Origin of the sequence: Sporosarcina gallistercoris, from assembly GCF_050459885.1 — a bacterium.
Taxonomy (GTDB): Bacteria; Bacillota; Bacilli; order Bacillales_A; family Planococcaceae; genus Sporosarcina; species Sporosarcina gallistercoris_A.
Genome location: NZ_JBCMNO010000018.1, coordinates 178,749 through 198,633 on the forward strand (window position 1 = coordinate 178,749; position 19,885 = coordinate 198,633).

At 43.4% G+C, this 19,885-nt stretch carries 16 protein-coding genes, 1 pseudogene and 1 riboswitch; of the genes and pseudogenes, 2 read left to right on the plus strand and 15 right to left on the minus strand.

Annotation, left to right across the window (positions count from 1 at the left end; translation table 11 throughout):
• Window positions 1-109 precede the first annotated feature (109 nt).
• A complete protein-coding gene (locus ABE021_RS11520; RefSeq protein ID WP_430288837.1) occupies window positions 110-3,262 on the minus strand; it encodes an efflux RND transporter permease subunit in 3,153 nt (1,050 codons plus the stop codon).
• Window positions 3,263-3,538: 276 nt separating this feature from the next.
• Here ABE021_RS11520 and ABE021_RS11525 point away from each other — a divergent pair, with 276 nt between their 5' ends.
• Window positions 3,539-4,423: a TetR/AcrR family transcriptional regulator gene (locus ABE021_RS11525; RefSeq protein ID WP_430288838.1), complete on the plus strand. Its 885-nt coding sequence runs from the start codon at window positions 3,539-3,541 to the stop codon at window positions 4,421-4,423.
• Window positions 4,424-4,700: 277 nt separating this feature from the next.
• On the opposite strand, the gene ABE021_RS11530 is transcribed toward ABE021_RS11525, so the two are convergent.
• The 4 genes from ABE021_RS11530 to ABE021_RS11545 all read right to left on the minus strand — a co-directional run bounded on the left by ABE021_RS11530 (window position 4,701) and on the right by ABE021_RS11545 (window position 7,442).
• Entirely contained in the window at window positions 4,701-5,180 is a 480-nt protein-coding gene (locus tag ABE021_RS11530) for a DnaD domain protein (RefSeq protein WP_430288840.1), read from the minus strand.
• A gap of 225 nt (window positions 5,181-5,405) precedes the next feature.
• Window positions 5,406-6,419 (minus strand): LLM class flavin-dependent oxidoreductase, encoded by a 1,014-nt coding sequence (locus ABE021_RS11535; protein ID WP_430288841.1) that lies wholly within the window; start codon window positions 6,417-6,419, stop codon window positions 5,406-5,408.
• 136 nt (window positions 6,420-6,555) lie between these two features.
• Window positions 6,556-7,239 carry a DUF3169 family protein gene (locus ABE021_RS11540; RefSeq protein ID WP_430288842.1) on the minus strand — a complete coding sequence of 228 codons (684 nt, stop codon included), beginning with the start codon at window positions 7,237-7,239 and terminating at the stop codon, window positions 6,556-6,558.
• On the minus strand, window positions 7,236-7,442 hold the full coding sequence (locus tag ABE021_RS11545; RefSeq protein ID WP_191689581.1) for a helix-turn-helix transcriptional regulator: 207 nt from the start codon (window positions 7,440-7,442) through the stop codon (window positions 7,236-7,238). The genes ABE021_RS11540 and ABE021_RS11545 overlap by 4 nt, the downstream gene beginning before the upstream one ends.
• 411 nt (window positions 7,443-7,853) lie before the next feature.
• Window positions 7,854-8,031, plus strand: a riboswitch (Lysine riboswitch).
• 119 nt (window positions 8,032-8,150) lie between these two features.
• Between ABE021_RS11545 and dapA the strand changes: the two genes are divergently transcribed.
• A complete protein-coding gene (gene dapA, locus ABE021_RS11550; RefSeq protein WP_430288844.1) occupies window positions 8,151-9,035 on the plus strand; it encodes a 4-hydroxy-tetrahydrodipicolinate synthase in 885 nt (294 codons plus the stop codon).
• Between the two features lie 436 nt (window positions 9,036-9,471).
• Here dapA and ABE021_RS11555 read toward each other — a convergent pair.
• The 10 genes and pseudogenes from ABE021_RS11555 to ABE021_RS11600 all read right to left on the minus strand — a co-directional run.
• Window positions 9,472-9,927 (minus strand): annotated as a pseudogene (locus ABE021_RS11555) (transposase); the annotation flags it as partial.
• A gap of 546 nt (window positions 9,928-10,473) precedes the next feature.
• Entirely contained in the window at window positions 10,474-11,556 is a 1,083-nt protein-coding gene (locus tag ABE021_RS11560) for a tartrate dehydrogenase (protein WP_430288845.1), read from the minus strand.
• Window positions 11,557-11,595: 39 nt separating this feature from the next.
• Window positions 11,596-12,582 (minus strand): NAD(P)-dependent oxidoreductase, encoded by a 987-nt coding sequence (locus ABE021_RS11565; RefSeq protein ID WP_430288847.1) that lies wholly within the window; start codon window positions 12,580-12,582, stop codon window positions 11,596-11,598.
• A 118-nt stretch (window positions 12,583-12,700) separates the two neighbouring features.
• A complete protein-coding gene (locus ABE021_RS11570) occupies window positions 12,701-13,888 on the minus strand; it encodes a thiolase family protein (protein WP_430288848.1) in 1,188 nt (395 codons plus the stop codon).
• A 3-nt stretch (window positions 13,889-13,891) separates the two neighbouring features.
• Entirely contained in the window at window positions 13,892-15,052 is a 1,161-nt protein-coding gene (locus ABE021_RS11575) for an acyl-CoA dehydrogenase family protein (protein WP_430288849.1), read from the minus strand.
• 14 nt (window positions 15,053-15,066) lie between these two features.
• Window positions 15,067-15,846, minus strand: a complete 780-nt coding sequence (locus ABE021_RS11580) for an enoyl-CoA hydratase/isomerase family protein (protein ID WP_430288939.1) — start codon at window positions 15,844-15,846, stop codon at window positions 15,067-15,069.
• 13 nt (window positions 15,847-15,859) lie between these two features.
• Complete coding sequence (locus tag ABE021_RS11585; protein WP_430288850.1) at window positions 15,860-16,705, minus strand: 3-hydroxyacyl-CoA dehydrogenase; 846 nt, start codon at window positions 16,703-16,705, stop codon at window positions 15,860-15,862.
• 101 nt (window positions 16,706-16,806) lie between these two features.
• Complete coding sequence (locus ABE021_RS11590) at window positions 16,807-17,487, minus strand: 3-oxoacid CoA-transferase subunit B (RefSeq protein WP_430288851.1); 681 nt, start codon at window positions 17,485-17,487, stop codon at window positions 16,807-16,809.
• Window positions 17,474-18,160, minus strand: coding sequence for a CoA transferase subunit A (locus ABE021_RS11595; RefSeq protein WP_430288852.1), 687 nt, complete (start codon window positions 18,158-18,160; stop codon window positions 17,474-17,476). Before ABE021_RS11595 ends, ABE021_RS11590 begins: the two co-directional genes overlap by 14 nt.
• 214 nt (window positions 18,161-18,374) lie before the next feature.
• Complete coding sequence (locus ABE021_RS11600; RefSeq protein WP_430288853.1) at window positions 18,375-19,853, minus strand: sodium/proline symporter; 1,479 nt, start codon at window positions 19,851-19,853, stop codon at window positions 18,375-18,377.
• Between the last annotated feature and the right edge of the window lie 32 nt (window positions 19,854-19,885).

Below are 19,885 nucleotides of genomic sequence, written 5' to 3' on the forward strand. Positions count from 1 at the left end.
CCATTCGCTCTTTATCCTAAAACACAAAACAGGTAACTCGCCCCTAGGGCAAGGTACCTGTTTCCAATTAAATTTGAAAAAGATTATTGTTCATGTTCATTTGCAGAAGTTATCGTTTCACTTTTTTCTTGCGTGGTTTCATGAACGTCTCATAAACAATTGGAACAATAACAAGTGTCAATAGTGTAGAACTGATCAGCCCCCCAATAACTGTAACACCGAGACCTTTAGAAATCAGTCCGCCACCGCCGCCCTCTACACCTAGCGCCAAAGGTATGAGCGCACCGATCGTAGCAAGAGCTGTCATTAAAATCGGACGTAGACGAGTAGAACCGGCTTCCAAAAGGGCTTCTCGAGTAGAAAGTCCTTCCTTCTCTTGATGAATTACGCGGTCAATTAATACAATCGCATTCGTAACAACAATTCCGATTAACATCAATGCACCAATTAGTGAAGATACATTTATTGGCTCACCAGCAATCCAAAGTGCCACTAAACTGCCGATGATTGTGAAGGGTAGTGAGAACAAAATAGCAAGTGGTGCTAATGCTCCTCCAAATGTCACAACAAGTACAAAGTATACGATAGCGACTGCAGCCAGCATGGCGAGCCCTAATTGTGAGAATGACTCATTGATCTGCTCTGTAACACCACCGAAGTCCACTTTCACGCCACTCGGTAAGTCCAGGTCACCGATTTTGTTTTCTACTGAAGTTGAAATCGCAGCAACATCTTTGCTGTTCACATCAGCAGTTAGTGAAGCATACATTTTGCCATCTCTTCGCTGGATCGTATCTGGCGTTTTACCTTCTTCTACATCCATCACATCACCCAATTTGACAGGGATACCTAACGGTGATTGAATGACTCGGTTCTTCAACTCATTGATATTCTTAAATTGTTCTTCCTTCACTTCGATATATACATTTAACTCTTTTCCATCTTGTTTTACCGTGGTGAGTGCAGGTTCTTCACCAGGAGCCATGAGATTCATGCCGACTTGTGCTGCCGTTAACCCTAGACTGTTCAGTTTTTCCTGATTTGCGACCAGTGTGTATTGGTCATAAGCGTCTGTAAGGCTCGACTCAACTTTTTCCAAATTCTTATTATCTTCTAGAATAGGCAAGATCTGATTCGTTGCTTTCTCGATATCTTCCTTATTATCCCCAAATATATATAATTGCAAGCCGCTACCGCCCATGCCACTAAAGTCCATACTCTTCCATTTGCCTTGGGCTGAGTTTTTGTTGAGCTTGTCTATGACTTTTGATGTTTCACCACTAAAGTCTTTATAATCCTTATCGTATTCTATGAAGAATAACGCAGAATTACTTCCTCCCATTCCCATCATCGCATCCATTGGGCTGCCGCCGCCTAACGAATACTGATAAGTCGTAACACCTTTACGGTCACTTATGAGCTTCTCCGCATCCAGTGCGATTTTTTCTACATCCTCTCTCGTTTGTCCCGGCTCCGGACTATACGTAGCCATAATCATTTTTTCTTCTTCATCCGGTAAAAAGCTGACGCCAATCAAAGGAACTAAGAAGAAACTTAACACGAGTAAGACTACAGAACTCCCGAAGGTGATCAATTTATGATTCAAAGTCCATTCCAAAATACGGCTATATGCAGTTGCAAGCTTTCCTGGTTTTTCTACTTTCGCACGATTTTCTTTTGTCCCCACAAGGCTCAATTGCTTCTTATATAACGAATGGGCGAGCATCGGGACAATGGTCACCGCTACAATTAAAGAAGCTGCGAGCGCGAATGCAACCGCTAATGCAAACGGCAAGAACATCTCACCAACAATCCCACCAACTAAACCAATTGGCAAGAAGACCGCAATGGTTACAATCGTAGATGAGAAGATCGGGACAAACATCTGACGCGTCGCTTCACGTATTAGCTCTTTACCGCGTAATTGCTCACCTGGCAATGCCATACGTCTATAAATATTCTCCATAACGACGATCGAGTCATCGATTACACGGCCAATTGCAACAGTCAATGCCCCTAATGTCAGAAGGTTTAACGAGATATCCATTTTATGCAAGAGGAATATTGCCATCAACAAAGACAATGGAATTGATACGATAGAAATGAGTGTCGTTTTAATACTTCTCAAGAACAATAAGATGATCAATACGGCAAATATGATCCCAAACAAAGCTTTACTAAGCATTGTGCTGACCGCTTCCTCAATCGGTTCCCCTTGGTCCAGCGTAGTAATGACTTTTAAATCCAAATCTTTTTCAATAGTAGAAAGTTGATCTTTCACATTATTGACAACTTCAACAGTATTGCCATCAGCTGATTTCACAATTTGAATCCCGATCGAGTCTTCCCCGTTCGTTCTTGAAATCGATTCAGCCTCACTCACTACTTTGATTTCAGCTAAATCACCTAATTGAATAGTTGGGATTCCCGCTGGAGGTTGCTGTTCTTGTGTTTGTGGAATTCCCTGCTGTACTTGCGGGCCCCCCTGTTGCGCTTGATTCATCTGACCGTCTTGGGCAGGTAAGGCAGGAATCTCCAACTTTTTCAAATCGTCCACACTGGCAATATTTCCATCGATGACCAGGTTCTTCACTTTGCCATCAAAATTGGTTAAACCTAACGGGAAGGTAATATCCGATCCCTGAATTATTTGTTGAATCGTTTGTTGTGACATTCCGTATTTCTTCAATTGGTTTTCATCAAAGTCTATTGTTACTTTTTTCAATTGCTGTCCCGTGATTTGAACATCCGCCACGCCATCTATTCCTTCTAATAGAGGCAAAACATTTTTCTCAACTACAGTCGTCATCTCATCAGGAGTACGTTCGTTATCGCTAACGCTTAAAGTCAAGACAGGGAGCGCGTTAAAACTCAAACGTGAAACTTGTGGCTCTTTTACACCTTCAGGTAACGAAAGGGTAGTCAAAGCTTCTTTTATTTCCTCGGTTGCCTTATCCATATCCGTTTTGAAATTAAATTGAACTTGAATAGAGGATGCGTTAGCTAACGAAGAGGAACTAACCAGTTCGACACCATCCAAGTTTTGAATCCGTTGTTCGATTGGAACTGTGACTTTTTCAGCTACGTCATCTGGTGCTGCTCCAGGATAGGTCGTTAAAACCGTTACATTCGGTAAAGTTATCGTGGGCATGGTTTCCTGTTTCATATTGAAACCTGAATACAAACCAGCAACAACAACCATAATTGTCAGTATCCACACTGCGAATTTGTTATTGAGTGCGAAATTAGTGATTTTCTTCAAATGATACACTCCTCGTGTTTGTTAGTTTTTTCAAGCATTGACCACTCAGTCAAGATATTTCAAACTATAAATGACCAGTCAGTCAAATGCAAGAATAATTGTATCCTACTCTTAAAGCTTATGTAACAATCAATTGGTTAGTATTCATTTTGCGTGACTCATCGGTCAAAGAATATGTGTAGTGGAAAAACCGTATACCTATTGTTGACAAAATGTGACTGCTTGGTAAACTAAAAGGCAATACATAAAATTATGCTCGATGAAAAGGTGAGACTAGTGAAAGCTCGAAAACAAAAAGAAATCATTGAGTCAGCCATCAGGTTGTTTGCAGAAAATGGCTTCACGAATACATCCATTCAAGAAATTGTGAATGATTGTGGAATTTCCAAAGGAGCATTTTACAATTATTTCCCTTCCAAAGAGGCGTTACATATCGCCATATTCAAATATTACTTTGAAGAAATGAAAACGAGGACACATGAAATCGAGGTCCAGCAATTGCCACCGCGAGACAAACTTACTAGTCTGCTAAGTGTACCTTTTGAACAACTTACCAAGCAGAAAGATTTTTTCACGGTTTATATGCGTGAACAGAGCTTTTCCATCAATAAGGAGCTGCGACAAGTGATGGAGAAAACTCAGTACGAAATGCTGGTTTGGTATAAAACCATTCTAGAAGAAGTGTATGGAAAGAAAATCACAGAATATACCGGAGATATTATCATGCTCATTGAAGGGATTAGAAGCAGTTACTTGGTAGCTATCCTCATTCAAGATTTACAGATAGATGCAAAACTTGTGCCTACCTTCATTGTGAACCGCATTGACGATATGGTCGCTTCTTTCGATAAGGGAGAAGAGCCAATCATGAAACGCAACTTGTTGAATATATTTTCCAATAATTCTTTTGATTCACTAAGCAACTGTGAAAAAGCCTCCTCTCTACTTGCGGATATGCTTGAACAGCTTGAAATCTTGGATTATAGTGATGAACAAAAAGAAGGTCTCAAAGGAGTTATTGTCTTTCTTATAAGCGAGCTGAAGAAACAAACCATCGAAAAATACACTCTCCAAGGGATGCTTGCAAATTTAAAAACGGTCAAAGAGTTTGATAACTATAGAAAAAAAATTGCTAACCTGTTAGAGCTTCAGCTTTTATGAAGTATTACATAAAGAGGGAATCGTCCCTTATACAGCCAACTTATAATTGGAGAGCCATATACGTTCTGCATTCAGTCAAAAAAATCCTTTAAATCCCTTATGGGGATCTAAAGGATTTTCTATTTTAGAAAAGCAGTTAACAAACGACACGGTACCTGCTCAACGTAATGTATGACCATATGAGATTAGATATCTCCCATGCACTACGAGCAGGGCATTCATCTCGATTTGTCTTCTATTCTTCAATGTTTGGTCACTAAACAAGATCGTAGGTCATCTATTTGATTTCCATAACTTCTTTATAGGCTTCATTCACTAGAGATTGGAATCCAGTGTCCTCGTTGCTACAGCCTTTTTGTTGCAGGACCTCTGTGAATTTTTTGTAGGTTTCATCAGAAGTAAAAAAACTCAGTTCTCTTCCACCTTGTCTCGTTAACTTTTCCTCCTCCCATTTTTTCTTCAGTGCATGCTGATCCTTGAAAAAACGCAATGCTTGTTCTGCAGTTTTGATAGGTTGCAGTACTAAATGGCTTGCCAATCGTAGAATTCTCGTCTGATTAACTATCCCATTATCACTTAATATGACATATTGCAGCAAAACATTGATGACTGGTTTTGAGAGTCCATGCGCCGTTTCTAAACGTTCAATCAACTTTATATCTTCAGGAGATGGTATCCGCCCTCCAATTTCTTCGAGCATATCGATTGGTTCAGTACCTTCAATGTAATCAATCAGTGCTCCCTCTTTTTCAATCATCCTACATCTCTCCTCTTTGTTTAGATTTGATTGATCGATCCATTATATTCACTTGTTGTTTTCAATTAATTACTTTAAATATTTATAAATCCGACTTTTCAAATTAATTATACACGAACTTCAGTTTACGGGACAGACTCAAATCTCTTCATGTCAAAAAGACCGAATCTGTCCGCAGATAGATTCGGTCTTTTACATAGTTCACACGCTTTGATAAAGTCGTAGTTAGTCCATCATATCGGCAATGAGTTCAAAAGAACGCAGTCGATCCTCTTGATAGAAGACAGGCGAGCTCATGATGAACTCATTCGCTTTCGTCTGTTCCAAAAATGCTTCCAGTTTGCGTTTCACCGTTTCCGGGCTTCCGACAATTGTAGCTGGTGAATCGAGCATATTGGCTGCTGACACTTTTTCACTCGGACTCCACACAGCGTCCGGCTCATCCAAAGGCGGTTTGAACTGTGTCGGCATTCCTCTATGAAGACTTAAGAACTGTTGTTGGAATGATGTCGCGAGCCATAGTGCTTTTTCATCTGTATCTGCAGCAATTATACTGACTCCAAGCAACGCATACGGATCTTGTAGATGCTTCGATGGCTTGAAATTCTGATGATACAGCTGCAGCGCTTGCATCACATATGCTGGAGCAAAGTGGCTGGCGAAAGAAAACGGCAATCCTTGTTGGGCAGCAAGCTGAGCACTAAAACCTGATGAACCAAGCAGCCAAATCGGGACATCTTGGCCCTCTCCTGGAAATGCACGGACGCGAGCATTCGGTTGAGGATTGAAATACGAACGTAACTCTTCCAATTGCTGAGGGAAATCTTCTCCGCTGCTATTCAAAGTACGCCGCAATGCGTACGCAGTCGCTTGGTCACTGCCTGGCGCCCGACCTAAACCAAGGTCAATCCGGCCTGGATACAGTGCATCGAGCGTTCCAAACTGTTCTGCAATCACCAGCGGTGCGTGGTTCGGTAACATGACGCCACCTGAACCGACCCTCATCCTTTCCGTGGCACCTGCAATGTGCCCAATTAGAACAGATGTCGCAGAACTTCCGACACCCGGCATATTATGATGCTCTGCCAACCAATACCGATTGAATCCTAGCTTTTCGACATGCTGTGCCAATTCCACGCTATTTTTAAACGTTTCACTCGGACTTCCACCTTCATTTATAGGTGCAAGATCTAATACGGATAATGGAATTCCGTTAAATGCTTTAACTGTTGAAGTCACTCTCCACCACTCCTCATCGCTCATCTTCACAACAAGCTTACTATTAGTAACCTATTATACAAGTTACTATAGACAACGTAGGGAATCAACTTTGTTGTTTGGCTCTCCACTATTTAATTTTGTAAGCTGAACGGCATTACGTTTTTTTACGGATGAATAAGAAATATTGCGCATTTGCTCCCAAAAGAACGATACCAACAACAAAGATAGCGAATAATTGCGAAACACCCGTAACGATTGAATATACGATGAGCAGAAGCAACGTGAGAATGAGCGCACCATTCAGCATATTAAAAGAGCGGTACAGGCCCTCCAGCATAACGTGCCGCTCCCCTTCGTCAGAAGCCTCCAGCAACTTTTTTCCATAATCTTTTTCCGAAACAGATGGCAAGTTGCGGTCGGGATAAAATCTAGTGATCATACTAGAGACACCTATGGATAATGCAAGTGCGATGGTTGCAGAGAGGACTGAAACCACTTCCAACCAAGCAGGCTGATTCGTAATGAGAGCAATTGCAGAGGATACAATTCCAATCATAATTGTCGTGATAACAGCTAAATTGGTATCACTGAACTTTTGGTACAGCCATATGTCCAGTTCATCTTCTTCATCATCCGAAACGTTCATTTTCGATTTTTTCCACATCTGTAAAATACTTAACGCGACATATAGCAGTAAAACAAATGCAATGAAAGATAATGCTACATTCACTTGAAATGCAACTGCCGAAAAGTTGTAGTCGATTTGAATTGAAAGGGTTGTGTACATGACAACAAATCCTACAACCGCTCCAAAAATCCCCCAAATGACCAATCTCATTCAATCTCCTCCTCTTCGAATAGAAAAACACTTTCAATCGCTTCATTAAAAATCCGCGCAATCCTGACGGCAATCAGCAAGGAAGGGATAAATTCCTCCCGCTCGATTAAACTGATTGTCTGCCTTGACACTTTAGCCCGTTTTGCAAGTTCCGTCTGATTCAGCCCATTCCGAGCACGCAACTCCTTCAAACGTGTTTTCACTGATCTCACCTCTTAAAAGGAGTGTAACGTATGCCTTCCATAATGACAAGTATATTTGTCAAAATGACAATTTCTTTTTTCAAAACACTTGCACCTAATTAGAGTTGTACATGCTAACTGTTTTATTTATTGCTATATGTGATAATCAAGCAACCATTGATACACTCAAGCCCAGCCATTTGTTATGAAACCATCCGTTCTTACACATAACCGGTAAAAAGCCTTAATTTTTTGTATCTCTTGATGTGCTTTCCTTATGCTTACTTGTTTTACACAACGGAGTATCCGTTGCTCATGTCATCTATATTGCGAAGCCAATATTTGTACTTGTCATTCTTTCAGGGTTGCATTTATATTCACTACAGTGTAAGCTAGTCGTAATTAAACATTCACTTATTTCGTAACTTTCGAAATGAGGATAGAGGCGCAAAAACCATCAGTACACAATCAGAGGATGATGAGATCCGACGAAGATTGTAGAAAGGGGAATTTGCCGAAGTGGAGAGATGCTCATTATCTCAAAGCTGGTTCTGGGCTGAATAAGTGCAGAATTGTCATATAGGAAACTATATGGAGGGCTATCTGATGCAGAGAAATAATTTATTATTTCCAAGCAGCAGCGTTCTCTCGCTGCTGCTTTTTGCGTTTCAGGATACACTGCCTTCCACCTCTATGTTTTGTAAAAAAACTAAAGGAGATGGAGAACAGATGAATTTTGGACAACTGATTACCGCTATGGTCACCCCGTTTGATGAGCAAGGTGAAATTGACTTTACCGCGACACGCAATCTGATTCATCATTTACTAGAAAACGGCTCGGAAGGCCTGGTTGTTGCAGGCACGACTGGAGAATCCCCGACATTAACGCAACAAGAGAAGGTGAATCTATTTGAGTTCACTGTACAGGTGGTTGCTGGAAGAGTGCCGGTCATCGCAGGTACCGGGTCAAACAATACAAGGGAATCCATCGAGCTGACTCAGTTAGCTGAAACAGCCGGTATGGACGGCATCATGCTCGTAGTCCCTTACTACAACAAACCTTCCCAAGAAGGAATGTACCAGCATTTCAAGCTGATTGCGGAATCGACATCGCTGCCCGTCATGCTCTATAACATTCCCGGACGCAGTTCTGTCAATATGAGCCCTGAGACGATTATCCGACTTGCAGAAATACCGAATATCGTTGCTGTCAAAGAAGCGAGCGGCAACTTGGATGCCATGGCGGAAATCATCGAAAATACACCATCTCACTTTGCACTATATAGCGGGGACGATGGTCTGACACTGCCTGTACTTTCTATAGGTGGAGCAGGCGTCGTGTCTGTCGCTGCCCACATGATCGGACCTGAGATGAAAACCATGATTGGCCATTACAATAGCGGTCGTACTTTTGAAGCCTCCACTTTACACCGTCGTTTGCTGCCCGTCATGAAAGAACTTTTTGCCGCTCCAAACCCTTCACCAGTTAAAGCAGCACTGAACTTGAAAGGCATTCCAGTTGGCGGCGTCCGCTTACCGATGCTGCCATTGACAGATGTGCAGTTGAATTCATTGAATTCTGTACTCCTTCAGCAAGACAAGATACTAATCTAATACATGAGTGTGCATATAAAAAGCAGCCCGTTTCCTATATGGAAATGGGCTGCTTCAAACTGTAGATAAAAGGGTCGGGAATCGCTATGATTTCCAACCTTTTGGTGTTGTCCGGGAAAATTTGCAATGGGCAAGAGCCGTTGATCTCCGTTCTGGGCGGACGCTTTCCGGGGGGCTTGCCCTCAGCCTCCTCGTCGCTTCGAAAGCAAAGATGTGCTCCCAACGTTTCACTTATGCTCGCAAAAGCCGTTCTTCGTTACGGCTTTTCCTGCGGGGTCTTCGCGCTGCGCTGATCCCCAGGAGTCGCCGCCCTGCTCTCCAATCAACTAGGTTTCCCGTAGGACACTCGATATGTACAGGAGCCTTCTTGAACAGGATGGCTCCATGTCCAGCTGGCAAGTTTCTTCAGATTTTGGGCAGCAAAGACACGTTTAATAGTCTCTTTCCGAATCGTCTTCTTTTCGGACTTGCGTTTGTTCGCGCTGGCTTTCACCTGGGTTGAATCGATGAAAACATGATCAGCGCTCAGCAAAACGTGATCTGCGACTTCCTTGAGCACCCGATAGAAAATCTGTTTGAACAGATCGGTATCGTCGAACCGTAGGACGTAATTCTTTCCGAACGTCGAGAAGTGAGAGACTTCTGTAAGGAAGCAGAATCCGAGGAACCACCGGTACGCCACGTTGGTCTCAATCTTTTAAATGGTCTGGGGCATCGAGCGAGTACCAAAGGTGTATTGAATGAATGTCATCTTGGTCAGTAAAACTGGATCAATGCTCGGCCGTCCGACAACCGAGTATAAGTTCTCAACCAATGGATAGATGAACGAAAAATCAAGCGCTGCATCGAGTTTACGAACCAGATGGTCTTGTGGAACCAATTGCTCAATCATCAGGATCTCTAGCTGTTCAATTTCATTGACTTGATTTTTGTCATCATATCCATCGCCTCATTTAGTAGTAAGAGATACCGGTTGATTGGAGCGGAGAGCGGCGACTCCGGAGGGATCAGCGAAAGCTGTGACGAAGAACATCTTTTGCGAGTAAAGGCGAAGCGTTAGGAGCACGTGTTTTCGAAGACCCTGGACTGAGCAAAGCGAGGGAGATGAGTGCTGCCTTAATTTCAGCATAGTTCGCTAAAATACGGCAAATCGAACTCTTCGTCGTTCGATTGGCTGAGAGCAAGCCCCTCGGAAAGCGTCCGCTCGCAGCGGAAATCAACCTTTCATTGTTAATTCCATTGTAAAAGAAAAGACTGTAGGCAAGCCCCATGATATCTGGAGTTTGTCTACAGTCTGAAGTATCTCAATTTCTATATGGAAATGGGCTCCTACTTTTTCAAGAACTTCAATGGGCGTATGATGAATACTATACTCATCTAGTAAAACGTTCTTCCCCTACTTGAACAAACCATTGTTCCTTCTAACATTCCAAATCCATTATACGACGTTACCGGTTTTTGCCGATAGCAATTCTACAAACCGATTCCCTAACTGGCTAGTTGACGCTGAACCGCCTAAATCTGGCGTTAGTGATTCTTTTTCATTCAGAATGTCTTTGATGGTTGATAAGATTGCCTCTCCCCATCTTACTTCTCCGAAAAAGTCCATCATTTGACTCACAGACCAGATAGCAGCAATCGGATTCGCAATTCCCTTTCCGGAAATATCCGGAGCCGAGCCGTGTACGGGTTCGAACATGGAAGGATAATCGCGTTCCGGATGGATGTTTGCCCCTGTCGCTAAGCCCATCCCGCCAGTGATCGCTGCTCCTATGTCGGTCAAAATATCTCCAAAAAGATTGGAGGTGACGACCACTTCAAACCTTTCAGGCTCCATTACAAAGTAAAGACTAGCCGCATCGACAAGATATGAATACGTTTGTACATCGGGATATTCTTTTCCAACTTCATCAAAAACCTCGTCCCAGAACACCATGGAATAATTCAGTGCGTTCGCTTTACTAATGCTCGTCAAAGTCCGGTTGGAGCGTCTCGCTTCTTCGTATGCGTACCGAATGATCCGTTCCGTCCCTTTCCTCGAAAACACGCCTGTTTGCAACACAACTTCCTCTGCTTTCCCTTTAAACAGCCAGTCCCCTGCACCCGCATACTCGCCTTCACTGTTTTCCCGGATCACCAGAAAGTCGATGTCTTTCGTCGTTTTACCCTTCAATGGAGTGAGTGCTGGATTTAGTAGTGTAATCGGTCGCAGGTTCACATACTGATCAAACTCTTTTCGAATTCTAAGCAGCAAATCCCATAATGAAATATGATCAGGCACTCCGGGATATCCAACCGCCCCTAAATAGATGGCGTCGAATTTCTTGAGTTGTTCGATCCCGTCATCCGCCATCATCTTACCGTGTTTCAAGTAATACTCACATCCCCAGGGAAATTCAGTAAACGAAAAGGAAATGGCTGGATCCAATTTTTCAATAGCTTGTAATACCTTCACACCTTCAGCAACAACTTCCGGACCTATTCCATCACCTGGTATGAGTGCAATATTAAATGTTTTCATCGTATCCTCCTATGCGTTAGGTCGATGACTCAACCATTTCTAATTCAACAACTTTTCAGCGTTTGCTATGACAGCTAAATTTTCACCGCGAATCGATTTTATCAAGTTTTCTGCAATCACTACTGAAGTCTTTTTCGCAGCTTCCATACTGATGCCGCCAATATGTGGTGTCATCGTAATTTCATTCACTCCGAAAAAAGGATGGTTTTTTGACGGGGGTTCTACAGCGAACACATCGACTCCCGCCCGCAAGAAGGTCCTATTCTTAAGAGCCTCCACTAGATCTTCTTCATGAATGATCCCGCCGCGTGATGTATTAATAAGAACGGCAGTTGGCTTCATGACATTGAAAACCTTCTGGTCAATCAGTTCTTTTGTCTGATCGGTCAGCGGAATATGAAGACTGATCGCATCACTATTACTGAACACATCTTCCATGGAAGTGGTCAATTCCACTCCTAGGGAATCTGCAAGTTGTTGTCTTTCATCTGAAATCGTCCTGACATATGCAGTTACCTCCATGTCAAACCCATTCTTCACTATTTTCGCGACTTTCTGAGCGATTGACCCGAATCCAATCAATCCAAGAGTTTTGCCCTGTAATTCAGTAGTAAATCTTCCATCCCGGAAAGAGAAGTTCCCTTTTTGCATTTCCGTATGGAAAACACTGATATCCTTCATAACAGATAGCAGTAACGCAACAGCGTGTTCTGCAGTGGCGGTGCTGTTCATTTTAGGGGCATGTAACACTTTTATTCCTTTTGCTGTTGCATATTCCACATCAATATTGTCCAGTCCGATTCCCGCACCTGAAATGGCAATCACATTTTCACAATGATTCAAAAGTTCCGAAGTGATTTTTGCGGGCGCTCTCAAAATAATCCCATCTACGGAATTATTTTGTAAGTAATTAATGATTTCTTGCTCATCGAACTCATTGAATTGCTTTACATCAGCTAGTTCCCTCAATTTCTTTTCCCCATCCGGATGATACATCGGCAGAATTTGAACAATATGCAAAGACAATGGACAACACCTTTCTGTAAGCTTTTTATAATGCGTTGAAAGTATTGAACCTGAGCTGATTTCACTGTAGTCATTGTCCGAACTGTTAAAAGGAAGTATATGGACACGCCTATCTGCATTATTGAAGGTTTTCAATAATCGTTGTAATGCCTTGCCCCCCGCCGATGCACAGAGTCACTAATCCGTATTTCGAATCTCTGCGTGCCATTTCATGAAGTAATTTTGTCATGAGCACTGCACCTGTCGCTCCAATCGGATGACCAAGCGCTATGGCTCCGCCATTTACATTCACCTTTTCAATGTCCATACCAGTCCCTTTCATAACAGATAATGCCTGGGCGGCGAAAGCTTCGTTCAATTCTATCAAGTCAATATCATCGATTGTGAGCCCGCATTGCTCTAATGCTTTTTTTGTCGAAGTAACCGGACCGATTCCCATAACTTCCGGAGAGACGCCGCTCACTGCCTGGGCTATGATTTTTGCTTTCGGCTTGACTCCATACTCTTTCAATTTGTCTTCTGACATCATCAGCACGACCGAGGCGCCGTCATTTCGGCCACTGGCATTTCCTGCAGTGACCGTTCCTTCCTCTTTGAAAACTGCACGCAGTTTCGCAAGCTGTTCTTTGGTGGTCTTTCTTGGATGTTCGTCCACTTCAAATCGGACACTGCTTTTTCTCGATTTGACTTCAAATGAGACGATTTCGTCCTTGAAAAGCCCCTTTTGAATCGCTCGGTCAGCGAGAAGTTGACTCCTCATTGCAAACTTATCTTGCTCGGCCCTCGAAATATGATAGTGTTCAGCTAAATTTTCAGCTGTCAGGCCCATTGTCAGTTGCCCATACTTTTCTGCGGGTTGGGAACAAGGTTGACTTTCCGTATTCGGATCTAAAATCATCCCATTCCCCGCAGTGAATCCATATCTTGCATTCCGGATGTAATAAGGAGCCGTGCTCATACTTTCAGCACCACCTGCGATCACTACATCCGATAATCCCAGCCGGATTTGCTGGTCTGCATTATTGATGGCTTGCAATCCTGATCCGCATTGGCGATGTACTGTATATCCTGGAACGGTTACCGGCAAATCGGCTCTAAGCGCAGCGAGACGGGCTAAATTCGACGTATCTGCACTCTGTTTTGCTTGGCCGAGAATAACTTCATCCACTTGGATGTTTTTCCCCGTTCTTTCCATCACTTCCCGAATCACTGCTTCTGCCAAATGATCGACTGTGACGTCTTTAAGCGCTCCGCCCATTCGTCCAACTGCAGTTCTTACCGACCCAACAATATAAGAATTCCGCAAATTCTACAGCCCCTTATTCGCATAATCACGTTTCAGTTCACTTGCAATGATGTTTCTTTGGATCTCAGAGGTGCCTTCATAGATTTTAGTAATTCTTGCATCCCGGTAATACCGTTCAATTGGGTAGTCTTTCATGTATCCAATGCCGCCATGGATCTGTAAAGCTAGATCCGCTACTTTGTTATACACTTCTGAAGCAAACAGTTTAGCAATCGCTGCTTCTTTTACAACACGCATGTTCTGATCGGACATCCAGGCAACACGGTAGGTCATCGAACGGAGAACTTCGATTTGCATGGTAATCTCCGCCAGCATATGTTGAACCGCTTGCATATCGACAATTTTTTGGCCGAATTGTTCTCGCTCATGAGCATATTCAAGAGAGTGTTCCAGCAATCTGACGCAGGACCCTAAGTTTCGAGCGGCTAGTCCTGCCCGACCATTAGCCAGTATTTTCAATGCATTGATATATCCGGAACCTTCTTCTCCTAGAACGTTTTCTGCTGGGACTTCCATATTATCGAAAAACAATTCAGCTGAATGGGATCCTCTTAACCCCATTTTCTGTTCTACCGATCCCAGGATGAATCCTGGCGTGTCTTTTTCGACAATGAACGAAGTGATTCCGCGTGCCCCTTTGGAACTGTCCGTTACCGCCATCACTGTAAAGACATGACCGTCCACAGCATTCGTTATATAATGCTTGGAGCCATTAATGATGTATTTGTCTCCTTTTTTAACAGCGTTTGTTTTCAAGTTGGCTGCATTCGATCCTGCGCTTGGCTCAGTCAATGCAAACGCACCAATCCATTCACCCGTCGCCATCTTCGGAAGGAATTTCTTCTTTTGTTCATCCGTTCCCAGATCTACAATTCCGACGGTCCCGATCCCTGTGTGAGCACCAATTAGCGTCGTAAATCCATTATGCGTTTTTCCTAGTTCTTCATAGATCGCACACTTGCCGACCATATCCAGTCCAAGCCCCCCATATTCCTCTGGAATTCCAAGACTGAAAAGACCCATCTCTTTAGACAGATCCACTATTTTTTTCGGGATGCGATCCTTTTCTTCAATTTCCATCGCGACCGGTTCAACTTGTTCCCGGACGAACTTCCTGACATTTGCTCTTAAAAAATCGATATCCTCCGTAAAATTGAAATCCATACCCATTTCTCCCCTTATCGATTGATGAAATTGGCTGTTCTTTTTTCTAAAAATGCTAGCGTTCCTTCTTTTTTATCTTCTGTAGTAAAGGCGACTGCTTGAGATAGTTTCTCAATCCACATGGCGGTTCCAGCATCTATATCAAATCCTTTATGGACGGCCGCTTTCACAAGTTGTACAGCGATCGGACCTTTTTTCATGACATCAGAAGCAACTCGCTCAACCGTTTCAACAAGTTCGGTTTTATCCGCAAAATAGGTGACGAGACCTATGCGTTCCGCTTCTTCCCCATCAATTATTTTTCCGGTTAAGATCATATCGAGCGCACGCCCTTTTCCGACGATCCTTGAAAGACGCTGCGTTCCGCCTGCACCAGGAATAATTCCTAAGTTCAGTTCCGGTAATCCGAATTTTGCTTGTTTCGTTGCAACACGAATATCGCAAGCGAGCGCCAATTCGCAGCCACCTCCTAAAGCAAACCCCATGACAGCAGCGATGGTCACTTTCGAGCAGTTCTCAATTTTTGTATACATCCCCTGCATACCAGGGATCAGCGCTTCAAGAGCCTCCCGCTCATAAAGTTGTTGAATATCCGCTCCAGATGCAAATGATTTACCGCCTGCGCCTTGAAGAACAATGACACGGACATCCTTGTCCAGTTCAGCATCCGTGAAAGCTGAGTCCATTTCCAATAGCGTCTTTGCATCTAGCGCATTTCGTGTTTCCGGTCGATTCAGAGTGATCCACATGATACCTGCTTCTTTAATCACCACAATATTAGTGAAACTGGCTATATCCGTTCCTCCTTCACGTATAATCGTATAACCCTTTGCCACTCTTCTTTCCGAGACGCCCCGCTTTCACATAGTTGACAAGCAGTGGACAAGGTCGATATTTCTCACCTAATGTAGCGTATAGGTATTCCATATTTCGAAGTCTTGTATCTAAACCGACTAAATCAGCAAGCTCAAGCGGACCCATCGGATGATTCAACCCTAATTTCATAGCCTTATCGATATCTTCAGCGGATGCCACGCCTTCCATCAGCATGTTCATCGCCTCATTGCCGATCAAGCAGTTCATTCTCGATGTGACGAAACCAGGAAACTCGTTCACTTCAACAGCTTCTTTTCTTAGTGACGCAGCAATCCCTTTCACAAACTCTACGGTTTCATCGGATGTTTCAAGGCCTCTGACCACTTCTATCAACTTCATTTTATGAACGGGATTGAAGAAATGCATGGCAACGACTTTATCAGGACGTGATGTTTGGGCACCGATTTCTGTTGGGCTCATCGTGGAGGTGTTTGTAGCCAGTACCGTTTCTGGCTTACACATTCGATCCAGCTTTTGGAACACATCAATTTTCAACTCGATCTTTTCAAGAACCGCCTCGATGACAAGATCGGCTTCCTTTGCCGCTACTTCGAGATTGGAGTCAACCAACAAATTTCTTCTCGCGTTTTCATAGTTTTCTTCTTTTAGAAATCCTCCTCGAAAACTCGCATCCAATAATTCGTCGATCTCTTTTTTTGCTCTTGCAAGTATTTCATCATTCAAATCATTCAGCACCACTTTAAAACCCGACACAGCACACGAATAGGCGATCCCTTTTCCCATTACACCGGATCCTACAACAGTAATTTGCTTCAACACTTAACCTCCTCATTCATGACTACTTTTGGTTAAAAAAGTCTTAACTGTTTTTGGGAGAAAGTCTATCTCACACAGGAGTATGCTTGTCTAATAAACTTTCAACCTTCTTCAGAGACACTATCTTCCAGTGATGAGTTCGAAATCACTGGACTGCATTCAAACTCAGCTCCAGTTATTTGCTTTAAATCCTCTTCGCTCATATCAGACAGAATTTCAACAAGCTTCATTTTTCCTTCTTCAAACTTGAATACGGCATGCTCTGAAACCACTAGGTCCGCTTTACGTATTCCACTAGAGGGATATGTTAATTCCTTCACTAGTTTAGGCTCCCCACTTTTGGAAGAGTGCAGGGTGGCTATAATGATTTCGTTGGCTCCCGCAACTAGATCCATCGCTCCCCCGACCCCTAAAATTGTTTCCCCAGGCACTGCCCAATTGGCAATCTCCCCTGTCTGATCGACTTGCAATACTCCTAGAACCGCAACATCTATATGGCCGCCCCTGATCATTGCAAACGAATTTGAACTATCAAATAGTGAAGCTCCGATTTCCATCGTGATAGGAGCTTTACTAGCACTTATCAAGTCCATATTCACTTCATCGGCAGGAGGAGTGGGCCCCATTCCAAGCAACCCATTCTCCGACTGGAGTACAAGTTTCTTCTCTCCTAAATAATCCGGAATCAGCGTCGGGATGCCGACACCTAGGTTGACGACTTGGCCTTGTTTCAACTCTCGGACGATTCGTTTTGCGATCTTAATGCGATCAGACGGATTCAACGAAAACACCTGCCTTTTTCACATAATTACTGAGGACAATGTAATCTACATAGACGTGTGGGGTTACGATTTCTGAAGGTAACAAATCCCCGTTTTCAACGATTTCATCCACTTCCGCTATGACGATTTTGCTGGCAGTCGCCATGACCGGATTGAAGTTCCTGCCTGTATGGTCGTACACTAGATTGCCTAATCGATCCGCTTTATGGGCTTTGATGAGTGAAACGTCACCTTTAATCGCTTTTTCAAAGAGGAAACGTTCCCCATCAATCACTTTTTCTTCTTTTCCTTCTGCTAGTTTTGTCCCAACCGCGGTTTTTGTATAGAAACCTCCGATCCCAGCACCTCCGCACCTCACCGCTTCCGCTAACGTACCTTGCGGGATCAATTCAATCTCCAATTCACCGTCAACCCACGCTTGGACCGCATCGCGATTCGTCGTAAAGTAGGAGCCAATTGCTTTGTTCAATTTTTTCTCCTTCAAAAGGATTCCTAACCCTTTACCAGGCTCACCTAAGTTATTACTGACAATTGTCAGGTTTTTTAACGTGGAGGCTGCAATGCCATCTATTAGCGTCAAAGGAGTTCCTGACATCCCGAAACCACCTACAAGCAGTTTGTCCCCGTCGTTTACAAATTTCACAAACTCATTTTTCTTCAACAGTTTCCCCAAGTTCGGTCTCCTTCCCAAGTTGTTCCAACGTTTTCCGCTTAATTTAAAACGAGTTTCAAATTCCGCTCATGCCATGTATATTCGAAAGCCTTGCTTGTAATTCGTTTTGTTTGAGATATCGCAACGCGGAATTAATAGATAGTAACGAAGAAAAGACACAAACCAAAAGTCTGCGTCTTTAATTAATCTCGAGATACTCTTCTCGTCCTCTTTCTTAAACAGGCGTGGATTCTGTTTTCTCTACAGAAGCTGAATCTTGCTCCTCTTCTTTTTTGTCCGGGAACAGTAAGCTGAAGACGATACCGAATGCCGCAGCGATGAAGAATGTTGTGAAGCGGGAGGTCGCAATCGCATCCAGTGGTGTGGAGATCCAAATGACTGTACTTACAAAGCCGGATATAATTGTCGCGATAACGCCGATTCCTGAATATCGTTTCCACAAGAACGTTAACATGACTGCGGGAGACAGCGTACATCCTACTCCAGCCCATGCCCAACTGACTACAAGAAAGACGAGGGACTTTGAAGTTAACGCGATTATTAAACCTACAATCCCCGCTCCCACGATCGTAAGACGGGAGATCGCGACCAATTTCTTTTCAGACAGCTTCAAATTCATAGCAAGTCGTATGATGTCTTCACTCACGGAACTTGTAATGACCAGTAACTGTGAATCCGCTGTAGAAATGATGGCTGCGAGTATACCAGCGAGTAGAATGCCTGCAATCCATGGCGGCATCAGGTCAAGAATCATGAAGGGGAGAATCATTTCAACGTCTGCAAATACTTGACCTTGGTATAATGTAAGTGCCGTGATCCCGATCATGAATGCCCCGCTGTAAGCCAGGATAGTCCAAGTAATTGCGACGATACTCCCTTGTCTCGCTTCTTTCTCACTTCTAAGCGCCATGAATCGAGCACTCAATTGCGGTTGCCCGCCAAGGAATCCGAAAAACCAAGCAAAGTTATTAAAAAGTAATAAGCCTAATGAGAAACCAATTGCTCCACCGGTCCACGAGTCCATCGATGGGCCTGCCGCCACGAGCGCTTCACTGATAGACAGATCCGCAGCTGAAATATGGAATAAGGCGACAATCGGTAATACAACCAATGTAACAAGCATCATAATCGCTTGAATCATGTCCGTCCAAACGACTGTTACGAAACCTCCTACATAGGCGAGGATTACCACAACGATAATACTTAGGATGGCACCAACCTTTGTCGGGATATTAAAGACGGCCAACAAGGTTTTTCCGGCACCAGCAATTTGTGCACCGAAGTAGAACATCATGAAACTGAAAATAAGAATTGTAGAAAGCCAAAGAATGAGCTTACCTTGTTTGCCAAAACGGGCCGCTAGGAAACTGGGTAACGTCATCGTACCTGTCTTTTCCGCTTCTTTCATAAAACGTTTCGCCAAGAACAGCCAAGAGAAAATAATACCTGTGGCGATGCCGACTGCTACCCAAACTCCCGATAGCCCTGTAGCAAATACAAAACCAGTGTAGCCGAGCAGGAGCCAAGCTGACTCCCCAGTGGCACGCTCTGAAAATGCCAATGCCCAACCTGGCAACTGATTACCGCCTAAAAGGAAATCTGCATGACTTTTCGAACGGCGGCTTACAAGATAACCAACAACGAGCATGACCAAGAGGTACATGACGAATTCGACCATAATAACCGTATGCAATTTACTCATCTCCTTTAGTTTTGTCAGTACAA

Excerpts from the sequence above, each read along its gene's own strand:
- ABE021_RS11560 (WP_430288845.1), bottom strand. The coding sequence starts at position 11,556 with ATGAAAACATTTAATATTGCACTCATACCAGGTGATGGAATAGGTCCG.
- ABE021_RS11540 (WP_430288842.1), bottom strand. The coding sequence starts at position 7,239 with ATGAGATTGGTCATTTGGGGGATTTTTGGAGCGGTTGTAGGATTTGTT.
- ABE021_RS11530 (WP_430288840.1), bottom strand. The coding sequence starts at position 5,180 with ATGATTGAAAAAGAGGGAGCACTGATTGATTACATTGAAGGTACTGAA.
- dapA (WP_430288844.1), top strand. The coding sequence starts at position 8,151 with ATGAATTTTGGACAACTGATTACCGCTATGGTCACCCCGTTTGATGAG.
- ABE021_RS11575 (WP_430288849.1), bottom strand. The coding sequence starts at position 15,052 with ATGGATTTCAATTTTACGGAGGATATCGATTTTTTAAGAGCAAATGTC.